At 28.7% G+C, this 25,334-nt stretch carries 53 protein-coding genes and 2 pseudogenes; all 55 read right to left on the bottom strand.

Annotated features, from left to right (window positions below):
* Window positions 1-6: 6 nt before the first annotated feature.
* Entirely contained in the window at window positions 7-174 is a 168-nt protein-coding gene (locus tag OW729_RS04550; protein ID WP_268060275.1) for a hypothetical protein, read from the bottom strand.
* Between the two features lie 11 nt (window positions 175-185).
* Window positions 186-434 carry a hypothetical protein gene (locus OW729_RS04545; protein ID WP_268060274.1) on the bottom strand — a complete coding sequence of 83 codons (249 nt, stop codon included), beginning with the start codon at window positions 432-434 and terminating at the stop codon, window positions 186-188.
* A 200-nt stretch (window positions 435-634) separates the two neighbouring features.
* The gene (locus OW729_RS04540; RefSeq protein WP_268060273.1) at window positions 635-1,024 is read right to left on the bottom strand and encodes a single-stranded DNA-binding protein; all 390 of its coding nucleotides are present in this window, start codon (window positions 1,022-1,024) and stop codon (window positions 635-637) included.
* A 2-nt stretch (window positions 1,025-1,026) separates the two neighbouring features.
* Window positions 1,027-1,263, bottom strand: coding sequence for a hypothetical protein (locus tag OW729_RS04535; protein ID WP_268060272.1), 237 nt, complete (start codon window positions 1,261-1,263; stop codon window positions 1,027-1,029).
* A gap of 571 nt (window positions 1,264-1,834) precedes the next feature.
* Window positions 1,835-2,092: pseudogene (locus OW729_RS04530) on the bottom strand (nucleotide modification associated domain-containing protein); the annotation flags it as partial.
* Between the two features lie 181 nt (window positions 2,093-2,273).
* Window positions 2,274-2,561, bottom strand: coding sequence for a DNA gyrase subunit A (locus OW729_RS04525; RefSeq protein WP_268060271.1), 288 nt, complete (start codon window positions 2,559-2,561; stop codon window positions 2,274-2,276).
* 22 nt (window positions 2,562-2,583) lie between these two features.
* Window positions 2,584-2,730 (bottom strand): hypothetical protein, encoded by a 147-nt coding sequence (locus OW729_RS04520; RefSeq protein WP_268060270.1) that lies wholly within the window; start codon window positions 2,728-2,730, stop codon window positions 2,584-2,586.
* 13 nt (window positions 2,731-2,743) lie between these two features.
* Window positions 2,744-2,935, bottom strand: a complete 192-nt coding sequence (locus OW729_RS04515; RefSeq protein WP_268060269.1) for a hypothetical protein — start codon at window positions 2,933-2,935, stop codon at window positions 2,744-2,746.
* 36 nt (window positions 2,936-2,971) lie between these two features.
* Entirely contained in the window at window positions 2,972-3,142 is a 171-nt protein-coding gene (locus OW729_RS04510) for a hypothetical protein (RefSeq protein WP_268060268.1), read from the bottom strand.
* Between the two features lie 48 nt (window positions 3,143-3,190).
* Window positions 3,191-3,361, bottom strand: coding sequence for a hypothetical protein (locus OW729_RS04505; RefSeq protein WP_268060267.1), 171 nt, complete (start codon window positions 3,359-3,361; stop codon window positions 3,191-3,193).
* Window positions 3,362-3,397: 36 nt separating this feature from the next.
* A complete protein-coding gene (locus tag OW729_RS04500) occupies window positions 3,398-3,562 on the bottom strand; it encodes a hypothetical protein (RefSeq protein ID WP_268060266.1) in 165 nt (54 codons plus the stop codon).
* A gap of 29 nt (window positions 3,563-3,591) precedes the next feature.
* Entirely contained in the window at window positions 3,592-3,741 is a 150-nt protein-coding gene (locus OW729_RS04495; protein ID WP_268060265.1) for a hypothetical protein, read from the bottom strand.
* 209 nt (window positions 3,742-3,950) lie between these two features.
* Window positions 3,951-4,712 (bottom strand): phage minor head protein, encoded by a 762-nt coding sequence (locus OW729_RS04490; protein ID WP_268060264.1) that lies wholly within the window; start codon window positions 4,710-4,712, stop codon window positions 3,951-3,953.
* Between the two features lie 41 nt (window positions 4,713-4,753).
* Complete coding sequence (locus tag OW729_RS04485; protein ID WP_268060263.1) at window positions 4,754-6,037, bottom strand: phage portal protein; 1,284 nt, start codon at window positions 6,035-6,037, stop codon at window positions 4,754-4,756.
* A gap of 12 nt (window positions 6,038-6,049) precedes the next feature.
* Window positions 6,050-6,304: a hypothetical protein gene (locus OW729_RS04480; protein ID WP_268060262.1), complete on the bottom strand. Its 255-nt coding sequence runs from the start codon at window positions 6,302-6,304 to the stop codon at window positions 6,050-6,052.
* Between the two features lie 3 nt (window positions 6,305-6,307).
* Window positions 6,308-6,478: a hypothetical protein gene (locus tag OW729_RS04475; protein WP_268060261.1), complete on the bottom strand. Its 171-nt coding sequence runs from the start codon at window positions 6,476-6,478 to the stop codon at window positions 6,308-6,310.
* Between the two features lie 178 nt (window positions 6,479-6,656).
* Complete coding sequence (locus tag OW729_RS04470) at window positions 6,657-7,199, bottom strand: ERCC4 domain-containing protein (RefSeq protein ID WP_268060260.1); 543 nt, start codon at window positions 7,197-7,199, stop codon at window positions 6,657-6,659.
* Complete coding sequence (locus tag OW729_RS04465; RefSeq protein ID WP_268060259.1) at window positions 7,192-7,479, bottom strand: hypothetical protein; 288 nt, start codon at window positions 7,477-7,479, stop codon at window positions 7,192-7,194. Before OW729_RS04465 ends, OW729_RS04470 begins: the two co-directional genes overlap by 8 nt.
* On the bottom strand, window positions 7,460-7,687 hold the full coding sequence (locus OW729_RS04460) for a hypothetical protein (RefSeq protein ID WP_268060258.1): 228 nt from the start codon (window positions 7,685-7,687) through the stop codon (window positions 7,460-7,462). The genes OW729_RS04465 and OW729_RS04460 overlap by 20 nt, the downstream gene beginning before the upstream one ends.
* Before the next feature lie 8 nt (window positions 7,688-7,695).
* Window positions 7,696-7,911, bottom strand: coding sequence for a hypothetical protein (locus OW729_RS04455; protein WP_268060257.1), 216 nt, complete (start codon window positions 7,909-7,911; stop codon window positions 7,696-7,698).
* Window positions 7,912-7,975: 64 nt separating this feature from the next.
* Window positions 7,976-8,701 (bottom strand): helix-turn-helix domain-containing protein, encoded by a 726-nt coding sequence (locus tag OW729_RS04450; protein ID WP_268060256.1) that lies wholly within the window; start codon window positions 8,699-8,701, stop codon window positions 7,976-7,978.
* A gap of 1 nt (window position 8,702) precedes the next feature.
* The gene (locus OW729_RS04445) at window positions 8,703-8,861 is read right to left on the bottom strand and encodes a hypothetical protein (protein ID WP_268060255.1); all 159 of its coding nucleotides are present in this window, start codon (window positions 8,859-8,861) and stop codon (window positions 8,703-8,705) included.
* A 90-nt stretch (window positions 8,862-8,951) separates the two neighbouring features.
* Entirely contained in the window at window positions 8,952-9,335 is a 384-nt protein-coding gene (locus OW729_RS04440) for a hypothetical protein (protein WP_268060254.1), read from the bottom strand.
* 10 nt (window positions 9,336-9,345) lie between these two features.
* Window positions 9,346-9,552, bottom strand: coding sequence for a hypothetical protein (locus OW729_RS04435; protein WP_268060253.1), 207 nt, complete (start codon window positions 9,550-9,552; stop codon window positions 9,346-9,348).
* A 15-nt stretch (window positions 9,553-9,567) separates the two neighbouring features.
* Window positions 9,568-9,771 (bottom strand): hypothetical protein, encoded by a 204-nt coding sequence (locus OW729_RS04430; protein WP_268060252.1) that lies wholly within the window; start codon window positions 9,769-9,771, stop codon window positions 9,568-9,570.
* A 1-nt stretch (window position 9,772) separates the two neighbouring features.
* A complete protein-coding gene (locus OW729_RS04425) occupies window positions 9,773-9,925 on the bottom strand; it encodes a hypothetical protein (RefSeq protein ID WP_268060251.1) in 153 nt (50 codons plus the stop codon).
* A 15-nt stretch (window positions 9,926-9,940) separates the two neighbouring features.
* A complete protein-coding gene (locus OW729_RS04420) occupies window positions 9,941-10,351 on the bottom strand; it encodes a YopX family protein (RefSeq protein WP_268060250.1) in 411 nt (136 codons plus the stop codon).
* The gene (locus OW729_RS04415) at window positions 10,352-10,786 is read right to left on the bottom strand and encodes a YopX family protein (protein WP_268060249.1); all 435 of its coding nucleotides are present in this window, start codon (window positions 10,784-10,786) and stop codon (window positions 10,352-10,354) included.
* Between the two features lie 411 nt (window positions 10,787-11,197).
* Window positions 11,198-12,724 carry a phage terminase large subunit gene (terL, locus tag OW729_RS04410; protein WP_268060248.1) on the bottom strand — a complete coding sequence of 509 codons (1,527 nt, stop codon included), beginning with the start codon at window positions 12,722-12,724 and terminating at the stop codon, window positions 11,198-11,200.
* Window positions 12,711-13,106 (bottom strand): terminase small subunit, encoded by a 396-nt coding sequence (locus OW729_RS04405; protein ID WP_268060247.1) that lies wholly within the window; start codon window positions 13,104-13,106, stop codon window positions 12,711-12,713. Before OW729_RS04405 ends, terL begins: the two co-directional genes overlap by 14 nt.
* 207 nt (window positions 13,107-13,313) lie before the next feature.
* On the bottom strand, window positions 13,314-13,487 hold the full coding sequence (locus OW729_RS04400) for an AbrB/MazE/SpoVT family DNA-binding domain-containing protein (protein WP_268060246.1): 174 nt from the start codon (window positions 13,485-13,487) through the stop codon (window positions 13,314-13,316).
* An 8-nt stretch (window positions 13,488-13,495) separates the two neighbouring features.
* Window positions 13,496-13,948, bottom strand: coding sequence for a hypothetical protein (locus OW729_RS04395; RefSeq protein WP_268060245.1), 453 nt, complete (start codon window positions 13,946-13,948; stop codon window positions 13,496-13,498).
* 122 nt (window positions 13,949-14,070) lie between these two features.
* Window positions 14,071-15,402, bottom strand: a complete 1,332-nt coding sequence (locus OW729_RS04390) for a hypothetical protein (RefSeq protein ID WP_268060244.1) — start codon at window positions 15,400-15,402, stop codon at window positions 14,071-14,073.
* A gap of 8 nt (window positions 15,403-15,410) precedes the next feature.
* Window positions 15,411-15,710: a hypothetical protein gene (locus tag OW729_RS04385; RefSeq protein WP_268060243.1), complete on the bottom strand. Its 300-nt coding sequence runs from the start codon at window positions 15,708-15,710 to the stop codon at window positions 15,411-15,413.
* Between the two features lie 167 nt (window positions 15,711-15,877).
* Complete coding sequence (locus OW729_RS04380) at window positions 15,878-16,054, bottom strand: hypothetical protein (RefSeq protein WP_268060242.1); 177 nt, start codon at window positions 16,052-16,054, stop codon at window positions 15,878-15,880.
* Window positions 16,051-17,175, bottom strand: coding sequence for an FAD-dependent thymidylate synthase (locus OW729_RS04375; RefSeq protein WP_407647637.1), 1,125 nt, complete (start codon window positions 17,173-17,175; stop codon window positions 16,051-16,053). The genes OW729_RS04380 and OW729_RS04375 overlap by 4 nt, the downstream gene beginning before the upstream one ends.
* Window positions 17,176-17,328: 153 nt before the next feature.
* Window positions 17,329-17,601, bottom strand: a pseudogene (locus tag OW729_RS04370) (FAD-dependent thymidylate synthase); the annotation flags it as partial.
* On the bottom strand, window positions 17,602-17,934 hold the full coding sequence (locus tag OW729_RS04365) for a hypothetical protein (protein ID WP_326498354.1): 333 nt from the start codon (window positions 17,932-17,934) through the stop codon (window positions 17,602-17,604). It abuts the pseudogene before it with no gap.
* On the bottom strand, window positions 17,931-18,110 hold the full coding sequence (locus OW729_RS04360) for a hypothetical protein (protein WP_268060241.1): 180 nt from the start codon (window positions 18,108-18,110) through the stop codon (window positions 17,931-17,933). Before OW729_RS04360 ends, OW729_RS04365 begins: the two co-directional genes overlap by 4 nt.
* An 83-nt stretch (window positions 18,111-18,193) precedes the next feature.
* Window positions 18,194-18,574, bottom strand: coding sequence for a hypothetical protein (locus tag OW729_RS04355; protein WP_268060240.1), 381 nt, complete (start codon window positions 18,572-18,574; stop codon window positions 18,194-18,196).
* 13 nt (window positions 18,575-18,587) lie between these two features.
* Window positions 18,588-18,779 carry a hypothetical protein gene (locus tag OW729_RS04350; RefSeq protein WP_268060239.1) on the bottom strand — a complete coding sequence of 64 codons (192 nt, stop codon included), beginning with the start codon at window positions 18,777-18,779 and terminating at the stop codon, window positions 18,588-18,590.
* Window positions 18,780-18,789: 10 nt separating this feature from the next.
* Entirely contained in the window at window positions 18,790-19,290 is a 501-nt protein-coding gene (locus OW729_RS04345; protein ID WP_268060237.1) for a dUTP diphosphatase, read from the bottom strand.
* A 2-nt stretch (window positions 19,291-19,292) separates the two neighbouring features.
* On the bottom strand, window positions 19,293-19,481 hold the full coding sequence (locus OW729_RS04340) for a hypothetical protein (protein ID WP_268060236.1): 189 nt from the start codon (window positions 19,479-19,481) through the stop codon (window positions 19,293-19,295).
* 30 nt (window positions 19,482-19,511) lie between these two features.
* Entirely contained in the window at window positions 19,512-19,979 is a 468-nt protein-coding gene (locus tag OW729_RS04335) for a hypothetical protein (protein WP_268060235.1), read from the bottom strand.
* A gap of 40 nt (window positions 19,980-20,019) precedes the next feature.
* Window positions 20,020-21,312, bottom strand: a complete 1,293-nt coding sequence (gene dnaB / locus OW729_RS04330; RefSeq protein WP_268060233.1) for a replicative DNA helicase — start codon at window positions 21,310-21,312, stop codon at window positions 20,020-20,022.
* A gap of 11 nt (window positions 21,313-21,323) precedes the next feature.
* Window positions 21,324-22,133: a hypothetical protein gene (locus OW729_RS04325; RefSeq protein WP_268060231.1), complete on the bottom strand. Its 810-nt coding sequence runs from the start codon at window positions 22,131-22,133 to the stop codon at window positions 21,324-21,326.
* A gap of 38 nt (window positions 22,134-22,171) precedes the next feature.
* Entirely contained in the window at window positions 22,172-22,369 is a 198-nt protein-coding gene (locus tag OW729_RS04320; RefSeq protein WP_268060230.1) for a helix-turn-helix domain-containing protein, read from the bottom strand.
* Between the two features lie 88 nt (window positions 22,370-22,457).
* Entirely contained in the window at window positions 22,458-22,721 is a 264-nt protein-coding gene (locus tag OW729_RS04315; protein WP_268060229.1) for a sporulation transcriptional regulator SpoIIID, read from the bottom strand.
* Window positions 22,702-23,250, bottom strand: coding sequence for a sigma-70 family RNA polymerase sigma factor (locus OW729_RS04310; protein WP_268060228.1), 549 nt, complete (start codon window positions 23,248-23,250; stop codon window positions 22,702-22,704). Before OW729_RS04310 ends, OW729_RS04315 begins: the two co-directional genes overlap by 20 nt.
* Window positions 23,250-23,564 (bottom strand): hypothetical protein, encoded by a 315-nt coding sequence (locus OW729_RS04305; protein WP_268060227.1) that lies wholly within the window; start codon window positions 23,562-23,564, stop codon window positions 23,250-23,252. The genes OW729_RS04310 and OW729_RS04305 overlap by 1 nt, the downstream gene beginning before the upstream one ends.
* 36 nt (window positions 23,565-23,600) lie before the next feature.
* Window positions 23,601-23,816 carry a hypothetical protein gene (locus OW729_RS04300; protein ID WP_268060226.1) on the bottom strand — a complete coding sequence of 72 codons (216 nt, stop codon included), beginning with the start codon at window positions 23,814-23,816 and terminating at the stop codon, window positions 23,601-23,603.
* A gap of 1 nt (window position 23,817) precedes the next feature.
* Window positions 23,818-24,453 carry a hypothetical protein gene (locus OW729_RS04295; RefSeq protein WP_268060225.1) on the bottom strand — a complete coding sequence of 212 codons (636 nt, stop codon included), beginning with the start codon at window positions 24,451-24,453 and terminating at the stop codon, window positions 23,818-23,820.
* On the bottom strand, window positions 24,446-24,646 hold the full coding sequence (locus OW729_RS04290) for a hypothetical protein (RefSeq protein ID WP_268060224.1): 201 nt from the start codon (window positions 24,644-24,646) through the stop codon (window positions 24,446-24,448). The genes OW729_RS04295 and OW729_RS04290 overlap by 8 nt, the downstream gene beginning before the upstream one ends.
* A complete protein-coding gene (locus tag OW729_RS04285; protein ID WP_268060222.1) occupies window positions 24,636-24,851 on the bottom strand; it encodes a hypothetical protein in 216 nt (71 codons plus the stop codon). The genes OW729_RS04290 and OW729_RS04285 overlap by 11 nt, the downstream gene beginning before the upstream one ends.
* A complete protein-coding gene (locus OW729_RS04280) occupies window positions 24,811-24,960 on the bottom strand; it encodes a hypothetical protein (RefSeq protein ID WP_268060221.1) in 150 nt (49 codons plus the stop codon). The genes OW729_RS04285 and OW729_RS04280 overlap by 41 nt, the downstream gene beginning before the upstream one ends.
* Window positions 24,961-25,334 lie beyond the last annotated feature (374 nt).

Raw genomic sequence — 25,334 nt, 5'->3', positions numbered from 1 at the left:
TCTTTTTTAATAACTGTCATTACAATACGCTAACTCACCTAGCAAGTTTGCTAATCTTTCTTCATTACTTTTTGCGTTATTACTCTCTGCTATTTCATCTACAACCTTACCACTATAACCTATTTCAATTAGTTGCTTTCTTGCTTCTCCTATTTTATTTAAAATACTATCCATGAAATAACCTCCTATACAATTTTCAATCCACATTCCTTTGCAATATCAACAAGATCATTACAAGTTACATTCTCGCAAAAATCTCTCTTTTTCATTTGTATGTTAGAGAACCATTTTATTAATTGTTTTTTAGTAATAGTAGTTGTTATCTCATTCATCATTAATCCGATTCTTATCTCATTTATCACTTGCATTTCTTCGTATTCATTGTATGTTGTTTCTTCCAAATCATAGTCATATTCAAGTTCAAATTCTTTCATACGATTGATCTCTTGTCTTAAAATGTTCTACATAGAAGCACGTACCTAGGTCTGATACATGCTTTATTAGATTCTTTTTCTTTTGATTATTCAACTGGTTTTTAAGATGCAAATGATCTCTAAAACTTTTACAAGGTATTACCTCAATTCTTAATATATTATCCATACCGTACCTCCTTCTTAATCTATACCGTACAAGGTTAGAAAGGTATATCCCCACCAACTTGTTGCATATCTTCGTCATACTCGATTTGGCTACTTGTATTATCAGTTTTTTTACTATCTAAAAATTCAACTTCATCCGCTACTATTTCAGTTATATATACTTTATTGCCTTCTTTATTATCGTAACTCCTAGTTTGAATTCTGCCTGCTACAGACAATTGGCTTCCTTTTCCCATATAGTTAGCTGTTGCTTCTGCTTGCTTTCCCCATACTACTACTGGAATAAAATCTGCGTTTTGTTGTCCTTCCTGTTTAAATCTTCTATTTACAGCTAGTGTAAAATTTGCTACTGCTTTCCCACTACCTGGAACAAACTTTAATTCTGGGTCTTTAGTAATACGTCCTGTAATAACACATTTATTCATATTTAATCCTCCTTGTTTGATTGCATTCTTGATATAGCACCATAATCAACACCATGTTCTATAACTAATGTAAACGCCTGTTCTTCTGTAAATCCCGCTTTGATTAAGCTATCAAAATACATTTTAAGAATACTAGCCATAGTTGCCGCATACTCTGGATATAAATCTAAATTTTCTTTTATGTTTTGAATGGCTTCTTTTAATTCAAAGTTTTGTAAGTGTTTTTCAAATTCATTCACTTTTAATTTCCTCCAAATCATTTTTTAAAATTATTTTAATTAATAAATCTATTAAGTTTTTTTCATGATTTAAAAACCTTGTTTTTTCAAATATAGTTTCTGCTTCATATCCATTCTCGGATATTTTTATATTTAAACTTCTAAAATCTTTTATAGTTTTAATATATTTTATTAAATGATTTACTTGAAACATTGGTACGCTTTTATATTCTTTACCTACTATATCTTTATCTAGTTTTATATCTTCTACTAATTCCTCAATATTGTCAGTTTTTTTTGTAGTGTTAAAATTTCCTACAACATGTATAAAGTTAATTCTTTCTTCAATTGGTAAGTTTTCTCTCCACTTTAATAAATTATCTTGTATATATAGTGGTAATGACCAAAACTTTTTTAAGGATAAGAAATTTTCTATTTCGCTTAGCTTAGCTATATTCCTATTTCCTCGTGCTATTGCTTCTGCATTTTTTAAAAAGCTATCACTATCAAAAGGTTTTTTATATACTGGCATATCATTATGACCAACCGTTTCATATTTACCAAGTGTAATTTCTTCTGTTTCACTCATATTTTCGATTTCTATTCTAGTCATTACTGCATAGTTGGCTAGATCGTTTAGTGTGTCTAATATAGATTCGTCGTTTACTTTTTGTTCACCAGTACATAGACTTTGTAATCTATTAACCTTGTCTGTTATTCTCGTCACTGCACTAATTATTCCTAATTTTTTAAATGTTTCTCCAAAACTATCACCATAGTCACTATTTTTGTTTTTATATATTTCATTTAATTCTTGACATATATCCATATGTCTTTTAACTTTATCCATACAAACCTCCATTATTTATTTATTTCCCTAACACACTTAGAACTGTTAATATATTTTATATGCTTATTGTATTTTTCTTTTTTAATGTGTTTGCTTACTCTCATTATCTTATAAGTTATTATTGCTACAAAAATTAAACAAGCAATCGCATACACTAAAAATGTTTTTAATAACAGTAACATTACCTTCTCACGCCCTTCTGACTATTAAAATATCTTTGTTTTCTTCTCTTTTGTATTTCTAGTAGATTGTGTTTATATTCTTCATCTAGTGTTAGTCTAATAGCACTTTGTAATAAATAATTACTTTTAGGCACTCTTTTATCATTAATTATAGAAATAAGTGTTTTACATATCTTATACTCTTTTTCTCCTGTTCTGCTGTGTACATTTATATGGGTGTGATTCTTGTATTCTCCTTTTGTATTTGCTACGAGGTAATAACGTTTAAATTTTATAACTTTATACATATTACCTACTGTTAAGTAAAACTTAACTTTCCCCTTCTACAGTTTTTATTCTTTCTTCTACAGCTTTCTTAATAAATTCATCTTTAGATTCTTTTACCTTATCTGCTGCCTTTCCTATTCTTTCTAAATCTTGTTCCACATATTTAAGTGGGAATGTTTTTATTTTCATTGCAAGTCCTCCTTTAGTTTAATTTATCAGCGCTCCACATTTTTTTAAAACGCTCTATTTTACATTTTATTTCCCATATTTTGAATGTAGCTACTTCCCATAATTCGCTGTTTTCTTCTGCTACTTCAAACATGGATTCATAATTCTTTAGTTCTGTATCTAAATCATTTAATCTTTGGTGGTAATACTTTGTAAACATATCCATTTTTACGCCACCTTTGAAATGTTTTTATATTTTGAATCACATATTTTCTTTTATTATTTCTAATGCTAATTCTAAACCTTCTCTTTTCCCTATTAATCTGCTTATTTTTACTCTATTATTGTGATCATTTCTAACAGTATCGTCTATTAACATTTGAGTATGTTCTTTTTGTTTAAAGATTTCAGTTATTGCTTTAGATATTTTCAAATTTAATTCATCACCCTTCTAAACTGGTCGAATTCGACGGGTTTAAAACTACTTTGATACTTCGATTTCTTCTGGATATTCTAAAAACTCACCACAGTAAGGGCAAGGATTCATATTGTAAGTTGGGTATTTACCACAAGCAGGACATTTAGGTAATAAGTATGTGCGTTCTTTATCATCCAAACCCAATGTTCTATCTTCTACATATTCAATTTCCATTTATTCACCACCTTTACATTGCTTTTAAAATGTGACTTATTTATTAAGCACATTTAACTCTAATATATCCTCTAAAACTGGTATTTGTTGTCTAATCGCTTTATAAACAAAAATGTCTTTTATATCTCCTTTTTCTAATCTATCAGCTTGTTCTCTTAATAATTCTACAAGCTGTTTTTCTACTTGCTCTTGACTTTTCAAATTATCAACTCCTTTAAAGTTGTGAAGAATTAATCTTTAATACAAAACTTACAATTCTCACACTTTTCTGTTTCATCAAATATACAGCAACTTTCCATACAATCTTCATATCCACATTCTTCACAACAATTTTCTTGATTACAACAATCTTTTACATATGCGTCTGCATTACACTTCATACTTAATTCCTCCTTTTGCTTTACTTTGTAAAGACATAATATACGAATAATACGCCTTTGAATTGACTATATTAAGAATTGATTAACTTGATATGTTTGTTACTAACTATATTATATACTTATTTACATTTAATTTCAAGTAATATCGTACAAATTATTTAAATATTTTACGGTATTACTTAATAAAAAAAGAGAAGGTATTATCCTTCTCAATCATCCTCTTGCATCATGAACCTAATTACACATCTACATCTTATTGTTTCTTTAGCACTTGCTCGTGGATCACCCGGATAACTTAGTCCAGGTTTAAAATCTTCACTAACTTTAACAACCATTCCATCTAAACTTTGATGTGATGGCCTTACACTCGCATCTTGTGCGCTTATCCATTTTTTAAATTTAAACCCACTTACTTCTCCTGTTAAAAAATTCGACCTCATGAACGAGTTATGCATTTCTGTTTCAGCAATATTAACCGCTCTAGCTTTTGTATATTCCTTTATTCTACTGCTTAATTCTTCTGATATGCTATCTATACTATCCCCATTCATTAATCCATTTTTAATTATTCTCTTTGTTAATTCTTTAGTAGTAGTATTTATATTAACGACTTGTTCTGCTCCATATTCTTCTAACCATTGCAAATAATCTTCTCTAATTATTGCAAATAGAGTGCCTTCTTCTTCATTTGCGAAGTGTATGTTATTAAAGAAATTATTTCCTAGTTCACCAGCATTCATATAGAGTGGTAATAATGCTGCCATTATTGTCTGTACACCTTTATCTGCTTTGTATATATTGTTGCTTATTTCCTCTGCTTCTTCTTCATCTATACCATCAGCTTTACGTTCATTCATATATTTTTTAAACGTTTTGCTGATTTCTTCTGCTTGTTTATTTAATATAGTTGTTATTTTAATTTTAAATCTTTTTTCTAAAGGCAATATTATTCTGTCATATTGTTGCAGCAATCTTTTATTAATCCTTTCTTCCTTATCAACCTCCTTTCTTTCTAGTATAGAAAAGACTTGTTTTCTTCTTGTGCAGTTTGCTGTACACTGTCTAATTCAATCAAGTTCATAGGTAGATATATTTTTCCATCTACTATTGCAAATGAACCTTCTGGCGCTATTATATCTCCACCGTCTAACGGGTCCATTCCTTTAGCTTTTCTTTTCTCGTTAATAGTCATGTCTTTAGCCTTACTTAATCTATCATACAATTCTTTCATGTCTTCTTGCAAAACTGGTATATGACTATAATCTATGTCAATATATTCTCCTTTTTCTGTGTCTAAACTTAAAAACAATGACATTTGGTCGGATAATTCCCTCATAAGTGGTATTACTGTTTTAGTATATAACCCTTTTTCAGCTTCGTTTTTATTGTTATAGCTGCTATTTTCATTAAATCCGATAAGTATAGGGTCAACTCCCATACCTATACAAATATCTTGCATTGTGTTTTTCTTTCCTTCATTCCAATCCATGTCTTTAGGGTTAGTCCCAGTATTAATATAACTCGCTACACCTTGTAATAGCATATATTTACCTACATTTTCAACGCCTTGGTGTTTGTTCTTTAAACTTTCTTCCATTCTGTCAAATTGGTTATCTGTAACATTTTCATTTAAAGCTATTACTCCGCTTAAATTTCCACCATTCTGTAAAAGAGAAATATTCCAGTTAACTAATTCGTTTAGCAAATCTCCATTCTTTAATATAGGTTCTAACATACTCATGCCATGTCCCAATCCGTCCCAATCGTCAAGAGGGTTAAAGTTTTTCCACAACATAAAGTTTTCTGGTTCTATATCTACATATGATCCGCTTAAATATCTTATTTGTTCGTAAGGTCTTTTTATATCTCCTGTACTGTTAAAGCTTATTCTGTCTGGTCTGTAAACATATAATTCTTTTACCCCATTACTTGTTACTATTCTGTGGAAAGGTGCTTCTCCTTGTATGTAATAAAATGCTATTGCCCTTTTAATTAACTCGGACTCTCCGTAAAGAGGATTAGGGTTTTCTAATACTTTTAATGCAGGATGATTTAATATTTCTTCATCTTCTCCATCAGCATTTTTTCTTTTTACTTTCCAATTTAACTGTATTGCACCCTTAATTATTTCTTGCATACATCTAAATATAATCCAGTTACGCATATACCCTTCTTTAGCTATAGTAGTGTAATTCACATCACTATAGCGAGGACTATTGCCTTGTGTTTTCATAATCTTGGTGTAGATATTTTTATTATCTCTAGCTTTCAATTCAAATATATTAGATAATTTCATATAATCACCTCCTTAGATTTTTTCGTAAGTCTTTTCAAAAATATCTGGTTTGCATGGATAAAGTTCTCCATTCACTCCTTTTATAATGTAGTCTCCTTCTTTTGCTTTCATAACGCCTTCAAGTGTAATAATTTGTATTTCACCAGAACAATTTTTATTATCTATTATATTTCCTTTTTTCACTTCTTCTGCGTACCAATCTGGTGCTAAACTTCCCACTACAAACTTACAAGCTTCAATAACAACTGGTTTCTTTCTATATTTCATTTTTCAAACCTCCATTCTTCTTTTAATAATTTCACTTATCAGTATCGGCAACCAGAACAATCCAAAGTAAACTCCACCTAGTATTTTTCCAATCGTGTTTTTAAACAACTTTATACTAATAAAAATCCCTGTCATACCATATATGTACAGCAAAAAAATAATTATGTATTTCATTTAACTACCTCCGTAACACTCAAATTTAAAATTTAAGCTATATCGTACAACATACTAGACTAATTCTACATTTTATGTTTATATGCTCTTATTTTGCGTTTAAATGAGTTTTAAGACAACTTCGCTAAATCTGCATTTCACGAAGTTCATTCTATTTACATTATATCATGTTAATTTTTTATATTTCTGTAGCTAGAAAGTATCTTTTAGCATACATTTCAAACTTTTTCTTTATATAGTGACCAAACGCTATTTTATCGTTAATCATTTCTATATGCACATTATAATCTATTTGAAAAGCATTTAGTGTGCTTATAAATCTTTCGTTATCGTACTTAGTTTTATATCTGTGCCAACTTAAATCTCCCCATGTGCCTTGTTCTAATGCTATTATGAATAACATATTTTTAAACTTTGCTCTCATAAGTTCATCTGTAAACCTAGTGCGATCATTACCTATGTTGTTAGATAATTCTTCTAAGTTAGCTTTTCTCTCTATTGCTATACTGTTGTCAAAATATATGTCCCTTACTATTCCTAACTTTGGTATAGCCTTAATCATAAAACTATAATCCCCTGTTTTTAAAGTATAAGGTTTGTGTTGTACTTTCTTCTTATCAAAGTAATCTAATATATGCTTATTTTTTTGTTCGTTTTTGGCATGTAAAATTACTATATTGTCATATATTTCTTTTAATTCTTTATCGGTGTATTTATACATTCAATCCCTCCTTGTTTTTTTCTGATTTAATTTTCGTTATAACCAAGCAATATGGAAATAAACTTTGTATCGCATAATATAATGCGAAAACTACAAGAAAAGGCGTTATAACTAATTGTAAAATCATATAAAAGAAATTTCTCCAACGTTTTTTAATATTAGAATAATATCCATTTTTACATGGATATGTTTTGCAATATTGTATAAACCGATTAGGATTGTAACCATACTCTATTTCAATTAATTGATCTCTTGTTTTTTTATTTTTCACTAAAAACATTTAACTCCTCCTCAATTAAGCTTTTACCACAAAATGGGCAATAATTAATATTAAAAGGTTTTGTTATTGCTCCACTATCCCATCCATTGTTGGCAAACGGTACTCTAACTTTCAACCATTCTTTATTTTCTTCATCAAGCCTTATTATTACTTGTCTTTCTCCTATCATAGTATCAATTTCAAAATTTTCTTCACAAAATTTACACATAATTCCTCCTATATAAATACCTCTATGTTATTCAAATTCATAATTGTTTTATTGTCATTCCTATCACTGATGGTTATATCATTTTTTCTTATGTTTATAAGCTTACCTTTGTATACTGTTCCGTCACCTGTTATAAAGGAAATTTCTTCTCCTATATTCAATGTTGTGATTCTAATATTAGAATCAGTATATAAAACCAAACTGGGTTCATATTTTATAATCATTATCAAACCTCCTTAATTTCGCGCGCCCCATGGTAAAAACTCTTTCTGTTACTAAATATAAATATTAACAACATAAAATATCTGATTCATATAATCTATTGTCTTTTACTTTGTCTTTAAAGTTATGCAAATAATATATTTCTTTATACTTGTACTTTGTACTAAAATGTTTATCTATTGCATTTTTTAGAACTTCTATATTTGTATCATCACAAATACTGTTTTTAAAAATATCTTCTAGTATATTAACCCATTGTTCAACAGTATAATTAATATGTTTAATTTTAAATACATCTTCATATACTGATATATAGTATTCAATTATCTTTATAGCATCATCTATTTTCTCTATAGATGATAAATTATAGTTATCAATCAATTCATAGAACGATAACTTTCTTTCGTTCCCTTTACTTAGTTTATTATTACTTAGTTTAAATGGATATTTAGTAGCCTGCCTTTTTGGGTTCTCCTGTTTCCCGTTCGCCCATTTCGGCGTTTCGGCGATTACATACTCATATCCAGCAAACTTATTTTCTTCATCTTTAAGTATCGACCTTTCTACATATCCGTTTTCTATAAGTTCTTTTATACCAGAACTAGTTGACTTCACCCCATCTTTAGAATGTTTAGATAGTTCTTCTATATAAATCTTCCAATCATCTGGAAGACTTAATAAATAAGCTAGTAATCCTTTTGCTTTCCAGCTAAGTCTTTCATCATTTAAACCAGTTTTATTCATTAGTAAATATGGATTATTTTTATCTTTATTAACTCTAATTACTGACATATTACTTACCCTCCATTTCCTTCTTAATGCAATATCTAACATATTTACCATACTTTTTGAATCCTAATTCAGCCATTCTATTCTCAATTACACGTTTTTCATTAGGAGTGACTTTTATCTTAGGAATAGAATCAGTTCTTAATTCATTTTCAGTTAACATTTTTACACCTCCAGCGTACCTATGCTTATATTATACTACATTTTATATTATTTTTAAAGTAATACCGTACACAATAACAAATAAAAAAGCCTAGCTTTTGCTAGACTTACTTCTCCTTTTATTTCTATTCAACTTAATTATATTCATGTCTTGCAGTTCTTTATTAGTACAATATCCTGCCATTGCTAAGTGTTGTAAAGTGTTGTTACTTGTAACAGCTTTCATCTTCCAAGGTTGGATTGAGGTTACCTTATATGAACTGTACATATTCTCCTGTTTAATATTCTTCTCAACATATACATCATTTATTTTATTTGCAGTAACTGCTAAAGCATCTGATATAGACATAGGGGTTGTTTCTGATAAATCTCTAGCTTGTTTGTAAACTTCTTCTAATGATTTATTTGTTAGTGTTGAAATATTATTTAAGTATATTTCAAAATCTTTTTGTAATTTATATAAATTACTATTCATATTGCACCTCCTATTTTTTTAACTTATTACCTAGGCTTAACAATATATATTCTTCATCTTCCGTAACTGACAAAACTTCGAACCCTTCAAATACTTTAATATTGTCAAAATCTTTAATAGTTAGATTTATTTCATTTAAATCAATATCAATTAGTTCTTTAGGAACTCGTCTGGTAAAATTACTTTCTATATATGGAATGTTTATTGTAATATCCATCTGATCACCCCCTATTTAATCTTCTTTAAATATATCAATTTCATTCATTAATCCATGGAATACATTTCCTTCTACTATACATTTATGCATTTCCCACTCTTCTAAATCTTCTAATGTAGCTTCTTCAAAAGCTTTGCTTATAGCTTCATCCTCGTTATTAGCTTCTACAGAAACACATACCCATCCGCTTATTGGAACACTCACTGTGTAATTTTTCATTTTAATTTTCCCCCTTAAACTTTCCTAAATACTGATCCAAAGCAGCCCTTATATGATAGCTTTCTTCTCCATGCTCTTTACTTATCCTCTTTAACATGTCGTCTTGGTCTTGAAATATATACAATGTCTTTTGTTTAAGTTCTCTTTTATCCACTTTAATCCTCCTTTATTATTGGACTTTTCTGTCCAACTGTAGTAATTCTGGATTTTCATATATATTTCCTACGACTTCAAATTGTTTTATAAAACTATAAGCATCTAATGTTGTATCATCCGGAAACCACTTTTTAAATGGGTTTCTCCATTCTTTAAACCAATGACCCTTAAACATACCTTTTTCATAACATATATACTCCATTTGTTTTACATATCCCAAATCTCTTAATAATATATCTCCTTCGTAAACTTCATTTCCATTTTTATCATGGAGTCCTGTAAATTGTAATAGTGGAAACTCTTTTATATTGAATTCTTGAATTCCTAGAACATCATTAAATGTTGCCCATCCTGTCTCAAAATCAACAGTTTTAACTTCAATCATTCCGCTAGGTGTATATGACCTAAATTTAATATTATTCATTTATTTACCTCCCTTTAAAAGTTCTGGATTATCATATATGTTCCCTATTATTTCAACGGTATTTCCATTTCTTACATATCTAAATAAATCATTATTAGCTAATTTACTATTTTTATCAGCATATACAGAAAACGAACTTCTCCAATCAGACCAAAACACTTCACTTATTCTTTCTTTTAATCCATTTTTTGTTGCATATACTGATCCAGGCACATCAAAAGTGTATTTAACAATACTACCTTCATATATTCTCTTATCGTTTTTATCTTTAAGTCCTGTATATTGGCCTACTGTTTTTCCATCAACATACTTATAACTATAAACAGGTATTATAACATGCTTTATTCCTTCTTCTCCTAAATCTTCTTTGCAATAATATCCATAGACCCATTCACCATTATCAACTCTTTTACCTCTAAATTTAATTTCTCTCATTGCTTTCCCTCCTTATAATTATAATTATATTCAAATTTAAAAGTAAACACTCTAAATTAATAGAGTGTATTATGCAATAGAATCGTTATGCTTATATGTTTTCTGAAAGCCTAATCCACATTCGTACGCAATATGAATTAGGTCTTACTTCATAAAATAAATATTAGGCACTTTTATCATTTATTTTATATATTTATTATAATACTACGTAACTTATTTGTCAACTTATATCGTAAAAATAATTTATATCGTACAAGAGTACATGTTTGTTTTGAATTTATTACATTTTAAAGCTTATTTAAAGCGGTTAAAATAATTTTAGGTATAATTATATGCATTTATATTTGCACGCCTTAAAATCGATATATGAGCCTTATATATATGTATTCGCTAAATACACGTTTAGCGAAGTTAACAAATTGCTATTCTTATCTTTGTTTCTGCTGCCCAATAGTTAAGTATCTGTGTCATTTGGTCTATATCGTCATCATGTGAAACTTTAGGGAACTTAGCACAATTGTTTATAAATTCATCTACCCATGGAGCAATCATTGGATGTGGTAAATACACATTACCACTTTCTATTACAGGAGTAACAGCGAACGCCCTAGCTTCTTTACTATCTGCACCAGGATTAATTGGTATTAGTCCACTTATTTCATTTTTAAGCATAGATATAACTGCAGGACCATTTGCCTTATCTTCCACAAGCTTTCTTCTTGCATTTGGATATTGAATTGTGAGTTTTCTAATAGCTTCTAAGCTTTCAGTAAATTCCATCCTTTCTTTTACTAAATCTATCATATATCTATTTGCACCTTTTTTATTCCAAACACCACCAGCTACATAGTCATTATCTTTATTATTTTTAAAAGACATATCCCAACTTTGAGCCTGTTCGTCAAATTTTTCTGGCAAATCTACTGCATTTATTAAAATGTACTCGCCTTTCTCGTTTTTAACTCTTACTGGTGGTAACTCCATTCCTTTAGGCTTCCAATATTTCCACCACCATTTTTTAAACATTCCTCCCCCTGCTGGAACTGGGTCTTGCTGATATTGACCACTGTAAGCATAGCTACCCATATCTTTTTTTAGTTGTTCTAACTCTTCTTTATCTTCTCTTTTGGGGTTTAATATGTCGCCTTTTTCTCTTACTATTTCTTTTTTACTTATAGGTAATTGTATAATCATTTTTTCTTCTGCTTCTGCTGGCAAACACAAATGTGTATATCCTAAGTCTTTATTAAGTATATAACCGCTTATATCTTCCTCATGTAGTCTCTGCATTATAACTATAATTGCTCCGTTTTTCTTATCATTTAGACGAGAGGGTAATGTCTGCGTGAAAAAAGATAAAGCCTGTTGCCTTTCAGCGTCGGATTCAGCTTGTTTGGGGTTATGTGGATCATCTAATATTATTATATCTCCACCATCACCAGTTAACTTACCATTTATAGAGGTTGAAAACATAAACCCTTCTTTATTATTTGCAAATCTTCTTTGTGTATTTAAATCATCTTTAAGCGTAAAATTATTCGACCAGTTATTTTGATACCAGTTACTTTCTATTATTGTTCTTCTGTCCATGTTATGTCTTTTACTTAATTCATCAGCGTACGAAATAGAAATAAATCTTTTATATGGGTTATTAATCCACGTCCAACATGGATACATTACCGTAGCTGTAACAGACTTTAAATTTCTTGGCGGCATATTTATAAGTAATCTTTTTATTTGTCCATCTGTAACCGCTTGAAGATATTCACAAATAGCCCCTATGTGCCAATTGTCTGTAAAATCTACAGCTGGCTCTATGCAATGCCATGCTTTCTTTAAAAAAAAGTGAAGGTTCTTTTCACATTTCTGTTTTTCAAGTTCCTCCACCATTTTTTCATATTCTATTAGTTCTTTATCGGTTAAACTAATCTTTGTCATATATATCGTTCAACCTTTCTTTTAATTCTTTTAGTTTCTTTTCTTTTTGATCTTGAGTAAGTGTTACAACTTCCGCATTAACTGTCTGATCTATTTCTTGTTTATCTTTCCATCCAAAACATTTTTGCTTTAATCTAAAAATGACAAAAGTCGGATTAAGCTTACCTCGTTCAGTATTTTTTATTAAAAATATTTCTTGTTTATCAATTGCTTTTTGAATAGTGTCCGACAATTGCTTATTTTCTGCTGCATAATCATAAAATCTTGATCTACTTATGCCATATTGCAAGCAAAATTCTTGTATTAATGGTTCTTCATTTTCATCTATAAAAATGTTTAATTTTTCTATTATATCATTAACATTAAATTTTGGTTTTGGCATTACATCACCTCCAATACTTACTTATATTATAACAAAAAACAAGACTAAGCGCAGAAACCTAGTCTTGTACTTTACAATTATACAATTTTATGTTATATTGTATTTATTATCAAACAACACATGATGTATTTAAATATATGTTTTTTATTATTTTGATAAAATTCAATTGAACCGTAACATGAGATGTGTTGTTAAAAAGAACTGATTTTATATTGGTTCTTTTTTTATTATCTTTTCTACAATTAATTTATTATCTCTAATATATAATTCTACTTCCCTCTCTTCTTCTGTAATTCCTATAGATTTTAATAACGCCATAGGTATATTTAATCTGCCAGTTATGCTACCGCTCCCACTTTTGTTAAAGGTTATTTTAGCCATACTTCCTCCTATAAAAATTTTTTTATTAATTCTACAGTTGTCTCTTCTCTATGTTCTATAAAAAATTTAGAAGATGTTTCTTTCGTAAGATTGTCCCATGCAGTATCTATTATGTTGTTTAACGATTCTGTTGCTTCTGTTGTATTAATTTTTTCCTTTCCCATAAAACTCATTATTTCTTCTTTGAAATCAAAGAAATAATTTTTTTTAAGAGCTCCAGCACTATTGAAATTAGATTTGTAAAAATCTATGTGCTTTATCATTGTTTCTCTTATTTTTTCTGCCCATTTTATTTGTTTTTCAGTTCCTTTCAATTCTACCATTTTCATATCCTCCTCATTTTTTAGAAGATAAGATAAACATAATCCAAATTGAGTTTTATAGTCTACGTCTGCATATTGATTTTTAATTTCCTTTGTCATTTCATGTGCTTTCTTTATAATCTCTTTATTGAATTTCATTTATCTTACCTCCTTGTCTATCTTTAATTACATTATAACGTACTTTTAAAAGTAAGTCAATAGTGTTTTTTAATTTATTTTACTTTATCAAATAAAAACGCTAGAGGAAAACCCCTAGCCTATTATTTAACTTGAAATATATCATTTATATTAACACCGTTTATATATATTGACGATACATCTAATCTGCTTGCCATGTTAGTAAAAGAATTTAGGCCACCTAGGTATACATTACTAAGAGTTAGCGGCAAATTAGTGCATTGTGTAATTATAACTTGTTGCGGAGTTGAATTATTAATTATATTTGTTCCTGCAAAATTACAGTTAATACAGTATAAAATCCCTGCAAAATCTGCATTTATTGTAACAGTTCCAGCGAACTCACACTCTTGCAATATTATAAAATTACTTTCATTGCCAATTGTTAGTCCCCCTAGAAAATTCATGTTATTAAAATAATGTCGGCCAGTTCCTCCGCTAATAGTAGTTAGTTTCTCTACTCTTAAGTTGCCCATTTTTATCCTTAAAGAATTAGTTATATTTAATGCCCTGTTGTTTATTTGTGTAGAAGGTGCGCCAGCTACTAAAGGACATACTATTGCTAATTCATTTTTATTGTTTATATTTACGTCTAATCCATCATATAAACCTTGCGCAACATATATTATATCTCTGTATGATGATGAATTTATAGCATCTTGTATATCGTTTTTACCTTGATTGACATAGTGAGTATTAGAAAGTAATTGCTGTTCCTCTGTTACAACTTCTAATTTACTTATTTTTTGTCTATCTACTGCAAGGTAAGGTATTGTGCCATTCCCGTTTAGGGTTATATCGTTATCGGCCTTAATGTGGATTTTTATATTATAAGCTGTTAAAAATGAAAAGTGAGGGTCCAGGTCTATACTTGCTACACCATTATTGCGATTATATCCTGCTACAGTATTGTCATTCCATGCATTTTTACTTGGATAATATGCTACATCTTTTCCATTAACCTCTAGTTTAATTTTAAAGTTTGTAACTGGTCCAACTAAGTCAAAATACACTCTGCTTATTTCTTCATCTTGTGTTGGTGTAATATCTATTTCACTTACATTATTCATTATTGTACCGTTATCGCTCTGTATAACTACATTGGTTTCGAGTTCCTCTCTTGGATAATAAATAGGCTTAGATGTGCCTGCATTACTATTCTCATAATCTAACAACAAATATCGTTTATTTAGTGTATTAGTAGTATTTTCTATAAATCCACCATTCTCATGAAGTTCGATATTGTCACCTAAATGCAAAGTATTAGGTGGAATTTCTAAGTCTTTAGTGGACACAATCATATTATCTTGTACGAATACTCCTGTACCTTTTAAATCTCCATTTGTATCTTTATACATTAATTCATTTTCTTTCACATTTGTTAAATTAGGAGTATTAGAAAAATATAATGCCATACTATCACCTACCTTATGTTTAATAATTGAATTTGTGAATTTACTGAACTAATAAAAGATATTTCATTAAAAAATGTACTTGAATATAAATCAAATCCTTTAAAACTTGCATCTAACTTAATGCAGTTAACATTTTCAGTAGTAGCTAGTTCTCCATCATTTCTACAGAATATAGCATTATTACTTAAATTAACTATGCTAACTGATTGAATATTTTTGCTAAATTTAACTGTTAATTCTGCATTAGCAACAAGATTTATAACTCTAGGATTATTTACATCAACTTTGTTTATACTTGCATTTGCCATAATTTTACACCTCCATATAAATAAAAAAGAGCCACAAAATTGTGACTCCGATATTCTTCTCCGATTATTAAACGAGGAACAGGCTCGGAGTAAACCTGTTTTATCCTGTTAGCTAGACAGAACTATCCTCTTAATTAATTATATCAAATAAACAAAAAGAGCGCTTTTCAGCACTCTATTAAATCATCTATATCATAAATATGTTTTTGGATTTTTGTAAGTTTCTTCTTTCCTTTGTATCGCGTTATTTCCACATTTACATATACTGTATCTTTACTTAAAAATCCCTCTACAGTGCCTAATAGATTATAAGGACATATTACTTTATTACCGTTTTTAATCATTTACTAGTACACTCAGAGCAAATTATTCCGCACTTCTTAGCTTTGTAATCTGCAAAAGGTACTATTTCTTTAACTAAATCCATCATTCTGTTTGCTAGTTCCCTTATTTCTGCCTGTGCGTGAAAACAACTTCTTTCTTCGTAGAAGTGTCTAAACGCTCTTAAATTCATAGTAACAACTATATTAGATAAAAAAGCATTTGGTATTATACTTCTAGCATCTTCATTTGCTCTTTGCCCCCAATGTCCCGATTTTGCTAATAAAAATTGTAACTTTGAATATGTTTCTTTTATATTTGATAAACTTCTTACATATACACCTAGCGCTAATTTATTATCAACTATTGATTGTGGGGTATTGCAATTAAATTCCTTTTCAATATATTTAATAAATTGTTTATCAAATTTTTCTTTCAGCTCCGGAACTAATTCTAAAACTTTTTTTAGTTTTTTAACATGACAATATTCAGCTTTTGCTTCGCTATATATCCATTTGAGTATAGCTATAACTTGTTCTTTTGTTGTAAAACTAAGTATATATGTTTTTTCACCTTTAGTTGATTTTGAAATTTTATTTCTTTTTACTGATAATTCGTCACAAATGATATCTTGAATAGTTTTGCAAGTTTCATAAGTACCTGTTATATTTAGGTTTGTTCCATTTTTACTGGTGCTTAAATGACCATCTCCCTCAAAAACTCCTAATATGAAAGATTTTAAAAATTGATTATCTATATTTTTTAAAACCTTATCCATATTTATGATTTTTGCTTTTCGTGGTACAATTCCATATTTAATTAAATCATTACAAATTTTATTGTTTTGTATTGAAATTCTTATTGTATTCTCATGACCACTTTTGATCACTTTTCCATCTTCTTTAATTGTATTTACAATATTATATAACATCATATATTCATCTTCTAACTGTTCAATTGATAATATTAAATCACCATTTTTCTTAACACTAATGTTTCCATCACTATATACAAATCCAAGTGTTTTTGCTTTTAAATGGCTATCAATTTTTTCAAAAAAATTTTCTTTGATGAATTTACTTTCTTTTTGTGTTCTTGTTTTTGAATAAATTTTAACTATATCAAGCACAGTTCCTCTGTTCATTTTATATAAATCAGCTATTTTACTTGAACTTAACCCCTTTTCATATTGTTTAGCTATAAACTTTTCTTGGCTTATTGTAAATTTGCAATGTCCATTTCTTTTTTTACCCTCTGGTAGTGGCATAGGCATTAATGATTTACCAAAACACGATTGATATCTTTGACTTTGCTGATTATATGAAGCGATTCTATGTCTTACAAGTTGATGTGTTAATGCTCTGCTAACTCCTTCTACACTAAATGTAAAACTAACATGTTCCCAAGGCGATAAATGCCCTTTTTCTCCCCATTTTTCAATAAATTCTGCCATTTCTTCATATGAAGGTATTTTAATTTCCGTAGCAGTTCCAGGCGCATAACATTGTTTATATGCCCTATATATAGTTTCTACTGGTTCTTGTGTATATGTTAATATTTTAACTTCCATTTATTTATCCCCCTCATAACTTTTATATAGTTTAATCCAATCTTCTAAAGTCATAGTTACCAGCCATTCACAATTATTTTTCCTGTGGAATACCGTTGGCAACTCTCCTTCCTTGTGATCCGCTTTAGCTTGTGATATAGCATTATATATATTAAGCTTTTCTACTCGCTTAATTTCACAATGAATTTTATCTAATCCAATTACATCTGCTTGACCTTCTGTAGTTGAACCATTATATTGAACAGACCTACGAACGTTATATCCGTATTCTTTCATCTTACTGCAAAACTCTAATTCTCCACGCTTTCCTTTTTGCTTGCTATTTATACTCACCTAATCAACCTCCACCTATCAGTAATGTCAATAATCGCTGGTATATATCCATGCGTGCTTACAAGCACACCATCCAATAATTTATACTTATTTCCATCCTGTTTTTCTATATATTTAACTTTAGAATTTATTAGATTATATAAAGCTTCTGTTATGCTTAAATTATATTCTTTCATAAAGACCTCCTTACACGCCCAGTATTGATTTTTAGTACCAGGCGCATTGGTTATTTTAATCTATATCGTACAAGCATACATAGTTATTCTTCTATAACATACCATTTACCATTTATAGCTAAGTCTATAAAATTTTCTTCTAATGTACTATATATTTTATTTATTTTGTTATCGAAAAAGAAACTTATTCTATCTTTTGTACATTTAATCCTATAACCTTCATTATAATATTTAAACATATTTTCTAAATTGACTTCTTTATATTTTTCTTCTTTCGTAAATGCATTATCAGTACATACAAATAATTTTTCATCATAGCATGAATTATGACCAAATATTAAGTTTCCATTTTTCATAGTTATATATTTAAGAGCATATATGCCCTTGGTATTTATATATTTTTCTCCCTCTTTGATATTCTGTAATACCTCTATTAATGTGTATTCCTTGTTATTTTTAATCATAAAATCACCTCCATTATTTTATATCCACAAATGTTATTAATTCTTTTCTGATACACTTCGTTATATCTAAATTTGGTATATCTATTTTGAATGTTTCTCTAATATCACTGTCAAGCCATTTAACTAAACTTTCAACACATTTTTCATTGCATTCACCAAATTTTAAATTTGATCCATCCAGAAAATATATAGTTATTTCATGCAAAATATCACCTCTAATAATTCTCTCTTTGTCTTTGATAATTAACTTCCTGCTTTTTATAATAAGCTATTTCTAAATCCTTGAATTCAAACCCCATTAATATTACAAGCCCTAGAAAATTTTCCATTACATTAACATACAAATCCAAGTCTTTTATAGCTTGTAACCACGCACAAATTCTATTTAAATTAATTAATTGATTTACAGTATCTGAATAACTGCATACAGGATTAAAATTATATTCTTCAATTATATCTTTTGCAATCATATTTCCAATACTTAATATAAAATGCATTACATCAGCAAGTTCATCCAATACCCTTTCTTTTGGTTCTGATTCTTTCTTACTCCAATACTTAAAACACCTACTTGCATTTGAAACCTCTGCAAGTTCAACCATAGCAGCTAATATTCTATTAGAATACAACTCTTCTAAAGTAATTTCTTCTTCAACATTACTCATTATATATTTGTCTAATTTTTCTTGATTTTCAAACATTTCACTTAATATCATCTTTATACCTCCCATAATTCTTCATCGAACATAGATTCATATAATTTTAATTGGAATTCTAATTCTTGATTCGTTAATTCATTTAAGTCTCTTTCATGTATTGGTACTATTTTATAGTTAGACAATTCTTTTAATAATTCTTCTCTGGTGTAAATTTTGGTAATATATTCTAACCTTTCTTCAATATCCATAACTACCCCCTAATTATTTTTCTATTCTTCTTAACTTATATTAGATTGCTTTTTAATATCTTCTCCATTCTCTCTCTTTAATTTATTTAAGTAGTATATACTTATATTGTATTGTGCTGATATGTTTTCATCTGGAATGTTTTTATTTTTTAATTCCTTGTATTCTTTCCATGTTATACCTATATTCCTTTCAACATCTATTCCATTTTCTTTTTTTAAAATACAAAAGTTGCTTGGATGCATATTAAATATTTTTGAAATTTCTCTATCTGTTTTACCTTTCATTCTTAATTTTTTATATAAATGCCAATCCACTGTAGGTTTTATCTTTTTATTACTTGTATTAATACCATTTTTCTTTTTTATACTACATAGAGTAGAAGGACTAATATTATTAAACCTAGCTATTTGTTTGTCTAAATAGCCTAAAGATTTTAATCTGAAATACTCTTCCCAATTTATGAAGCAACTCTTTAATTTTGAAGTTTTACCGTTCACGCTACAACCTCCTTTTTAATCTATACCGTACAAGGTTACATTAAGAATGTATATTATCAATATTAGCTATCAATTGGCATTCTTTTAGGTAAGCTACTTTAACAGTACCTACCATTCCATTCCTATTTTTGGCAATTATCAATTCCATAATATTTTGATCTTCTGTTTCAGCATTGTAATATTCATCCCTGTATATAAATGTTATTAGGTCTGAATCCTGTTCTATATTGCCGCTATCTCTTAAATCTGATAATATTGGTCTTTTATCTGCTCGTTGTTCGCAACCTCTATTAAGCTGACATAAGAATACTATAGCTATATCTAACTCTTTTGCTAATGCTTTTGCACTTGTTGTTATTTCTCCAATTTCTATATTCCTATTTTTGTTTGGCACTTTTATAAGTCCTATATGATCTATGAAAACAACATCCAATCCATTTTGAAATTTTTCTTTTCTTATTCTTGCTTCTATTTGATTCCAGCTTAATCCACCCGTTGTATCTAAAATAAAATTACTTTTAGATAGTTCCGCACTTATTCTTGAAATCTTATTCCAATCTTTGTCTTGCAACTTACCTTGTTGTAAATCTAAAGCATTAATAAATCCAGCCGCCGCCAACATTCTAGTACCTATGTCATTTACTCCCATTTCTAGCTGAAACATCATCACTTTCTTTTCCTGTGATAAATGATGTATAGCATTAAGAGAAAAGGCAGTTTTACCCATAGATGGTCTTGCAGCTATTATACTTATTTCTTGTTTCTTTATTCCGTTAGAATATTTATCATATATATCAAATCCAGTAGACATTCCAACTATTTTACCACCGTTTTTATATGCGTTCTCAATATAATTCAACGAACTTTCGATTATTTGCTCCATGTTATACACTTGATTCTCGCTTGTATTATCATCAACAAAACTTTTAGATAAATCTTTTATAACTTCCTGTGTGTCTTTCTCATGTATGTTCTGTAAAGCTTCTTGCATTGCTAAAATTAACTTTCTTTTGTTGCTACTATCTTTTACAATAGATATATAGTTTTTAATATGCTTTGCATTAGGTGTGCTTTGCTTTAACTTTAAAATATAAGTTATACCACCTATACTTTTTAAATTTTCTTTTCCAATATTTTGGGATAGCGTTATTTCATCTATTGCTATCTTTTTTTTATATAGTTTTAACATGCTCTCATAAATGTATTTGTTAGAACTAGAATAAAAGTCATCACTATTAATTTTATCTAGTGTACTATTTATACTCTTATTGTCTATAAGAATTGATCCCAATATTGAAGCTTCTGCATCTAAATTGAAAGGTAATACATCCATTATTTAACCTCCTATTCAAGTATTTTATAAGCGCCGCCAGACGACGTTCTTTTTTCTTTAATTTCATCTTGTTTATTGTTTAATATTTTAACTTTGTAATCATTCCACAGTTGCCCTTCATCTAGCCAGTTACTAATTCCATTTGATTGCTTTAAAAACTTAAATATATTCCATTTAAAATTGTAATAGTAATTAGGATTAGTTACTGCTTTATCTAATCTATCTATTGCTTTTAATATAATATCTTTACCATACTTTTTAATAGCTGTAGATATTTTATCTTTTTCTTTAGTAAATGTACTATCTTGACTTTTAACAACTCCGTTTTTACTATTCCAATAATCAAATATATATTTATTTATATCTTTATCTTTTTCCTTATCATTGATAGGTGTACTGTTTACGTTTCGTTTAAGTTTCATTTGTGTTTCACTTACGTTTCGTTTGCGTTTTTCAATAGCGTTCAAACTATTGATTTTATGCGGTTTATTCGTTTCACTTTCGTTTCGTTTAAGTTTCATTTGCGTTTCACTTACGTTCTGTTTAAGTTTCATTAAATTATCTATTTTAGTAATTTCATAAATAGTTGGCTTACCCCTATTGCCTTTATAAATTTCAATTATTAATTGTTCTGAAATAAATTTTTTGATGATCCTATTTACTTTTGCTTTACTTAGATTAAGCATTGAGTTGCTGTCACTAACCAATTGATTTAAAGTATATTTAACTTGATATGTTTCAAAATCCATTGACTTGTATAGTAATTTATAGATTTCAAATTCTTCTGTTGTTAAGTCTAAAGGTGCAATTATATATCTCACCTCCGATCTCTCCTTTGATAAAATATTTAAAATTAATATTACTCTTTATTTTCTCTTCCTATTAGATAATCTACTGTAACATTTAATGTATCTGCTAGTTTGCAAAGAGTTACTAGTCCAGGTTTTACTTTACCAGTTTCATACCTACTAATATCAACTTTTGTTAAACCTATTTTTTCTCCTAATTCCGCTTGTGTTAATTTAGAACTTATTCTAGCTATTTTTAGATTAAGCAAATTATCACCTCCTCTTATTATTATAACATATTTGTAAACCAATATCGAATATTTATTTGTTTAGTTTTAATATATACCGTACAAGATATTATGATTTTAGATACTTTAGCCTTGTAGTTTCGCCACCTCTAATACTTCTTTGTGACTTGTTATACATAAGCACTTCATTAGTTTTTTTAAAGATGCTGTAATTAACGTCTGGCAATATATGTGTAATATATTTGTGTACAGTAGACTTCGATATACCAAATACCTTAGCTGCGTTTCTTGTAGTAGCTTTCGTTTCTATAATATAATTAGCTACTTCTAAAACTCTATTTTCTATAAATTTGTTAAGCTGTTCTTGTTTCATTTACAGTTACCCCCATTTCTTCTCTTATCAAGTTAATTGCCTTTTTTTCTTTCCTACTAATATTGACTTGATTAGTATTAAGCATTTCAGCTATTTCATTTTGAGTATATCCTCCATAATATTTTAGAGATATTACTTCTTTCAAATTGTCTGGTAAATGCGAGATTGATTGTTTTAACTCGATTTTTTCTATATCTATGCCATTATCTCCTAACACATCTAATATATAAGTGTTTTCTCCAATTGGACATTCTAAGCTTACAAGAGGTTCAACGGAACCAGTTCTTCTTTGCTCTCTAGTTCCTAACATATATTTGTTATCCCTAAAAAGCCTTAACAACTTTCCTTGAACTCTAGTATATATATAAGTAGACAAGCTACAACCTCTATCTTCAAAGTTATTTATTGCCCTTATAGCTTCTAGGTAAGCTTCTTGCATTAAATCATCCAAAGTATAACCATGAAACTTTCCTAGTTTTTTATATCTATAAGCTAAACTTTTTAGTATACCTGTGTATTGATCTAGCATTACTTAAACTCCTTTCTAAGATAGCGTTCTTTTGCCAATCTTAATCTATGTTCTGCTTGTAGCCATAAGTCTTGTGCTAAGTCTACTTCTCTAATTACAGCCAATTCAGTGTCTAATTTGCTGTATAAATGCATTATGTGTAACATATGCTTTGCTATAACTCTGTCTTTGTACTTAGCAATTACAACCTCATTATTATTTTGATTACTGCAAAGGTTATATTCTGACACAGTATTATTTGTGTAACAAGGTTTGATATAAACCTCATCTAAATCAACCTCTAATCTGTTGCCTTGTAAAGTTTTAATTAACATTATTATTCCTCCTTTTAAGTTATACCGTACAGACGGTTAATAAAAAATAGCTTGCCCGTTTTTGATTTTGCCAGCTAATACTAATCTTTTAGAAGCCTTTATATTCTCTTGTTGTTTAGCAATCTTTTCTGTTAATATGTCATTAAGAGTTATAACTTGGTCCATAAGATCCATTCTCTTGTAAAAGTCTTGCTCTAATGCAATTTTATTAGTCATTAATAATATCTTTGTTTTAATATCCCATATACTCATGTTATACCTCCTTAACCTTACTTTCGATTTCTGCGCATATATCGTTATATACTTTCCCCTTTAATATGTGAGATGTGCTAGTATATCCTTTTGATGATAAAACATCTTTAACCAATTTTGTGTTGTTTTTAGCTATTGCAAATATTCTTTTTTGTTGTGCTTCACTAATTGTTTGTGATTGGGGACTTGATTGCTCTGTATTAGGATTAGTATATTTACTTTTACCAGCTTGCCAGTATATATCTGCTCCAACTCCTAACGATTTACATGCAACGCTTATTGCATCTGTAAGCGACATTTTAAAACATTCATCTGATGTGTATAGTCCACTTCTTTCCTTACTAATAAAACTACTTCCGCCAGTGCCAGGTATAGCTTTTGACCAATTTTCTCCTACTTTTACATATAAATTAATATTAGTAAATGCTATTCTTTCACAATTTGCACCTTCCTCAATCCACTGATTAGTTATTTCATAAGACCAACCAATACCACACATTCCAAATTGTTCTGTTAACGTTTGTATACGCCACATTGGGTTAATATCTGTCATACCTTTAAGTCTTCCAGCTGGTATTGACTTTTGAGCATTTTGCGGTACTTCTCTTACTTTGTTATATAAATCCATATTACTCATTTCCAACCTCCATAATATTCAATATTTCTGTATAATACTCTATATTTTTATTTATACTTACTATCTTATGTGCGAAATATTCTCTTTCATCAGCGTTGAAACTTTTACCTCTTTTTTCAAGTATATTATTAAAATCTTCTAGTTGATTAATGTAAAATTTTAGTTTGTATTTAGTGATGTTTTTAACATTCATATTTATCGACCACCCAATTGTCGGAATAAAACCATTCTAAAAACATTTCTTTAAAATCCTTACACGCTGGTATATCTTCTTGAAAACATGAATTTAATTGTATAGCACACTCTGACATTGCATAATCAAAAGCTTCATCGTCACCATAAAACACCTTACCTTTATTACTTAAAATTCCTTTGTAAACATTCATTGTCTTTTCCATTATGAAATCTCCTTTCTTTTACATTTTGTAAAGCTATATCGAACAATATTTTTGTAAATTCGATATTGAGATTCTTATTATCTGTAGAAGTTATTACTTTTACTTTCATGCTAACCCCTCCTTATATCCTAATACTACTATGATATGCAGTAGGTTGTCTTTTGTATAATGTAAAAATTGAAATGATTTATTTTTAAGAATTGTTGGAAGTTATTAACTTAGTTTGTAATTATATTGTACGGTATAGGTTAAATTTTATCAATTACCGTATAAGCGTATAATTAACTAATAATGCACAAAAAAGACCATTTGAACAAAATACAACCATAATCCATTTAATTAAGATATTTTGCTTGTTTTTACGGGTATGGTTTATAAAATAGTTATGCTATAATCGAATTTGTAAGTTAGTAATGAATATTTTTTTCAAGTGATGTCTAAAATACTAACTACATAAATTAATGATTAATTTAAATAATTAAT

This window comes from Clostridium brassicae (assembly GCF_026738875.1).
GTDB lineage: Bacteria > Bacillota > Clostridia > Clostridiales > Clostridiaceae > Clostridium_H > Clostridium_H brassicae.
The sequence above is the reverse complement of the archived record's forward strand: the minus strand, read 5'-3'. Positions and strand labels throughout refer to the sequence as shown.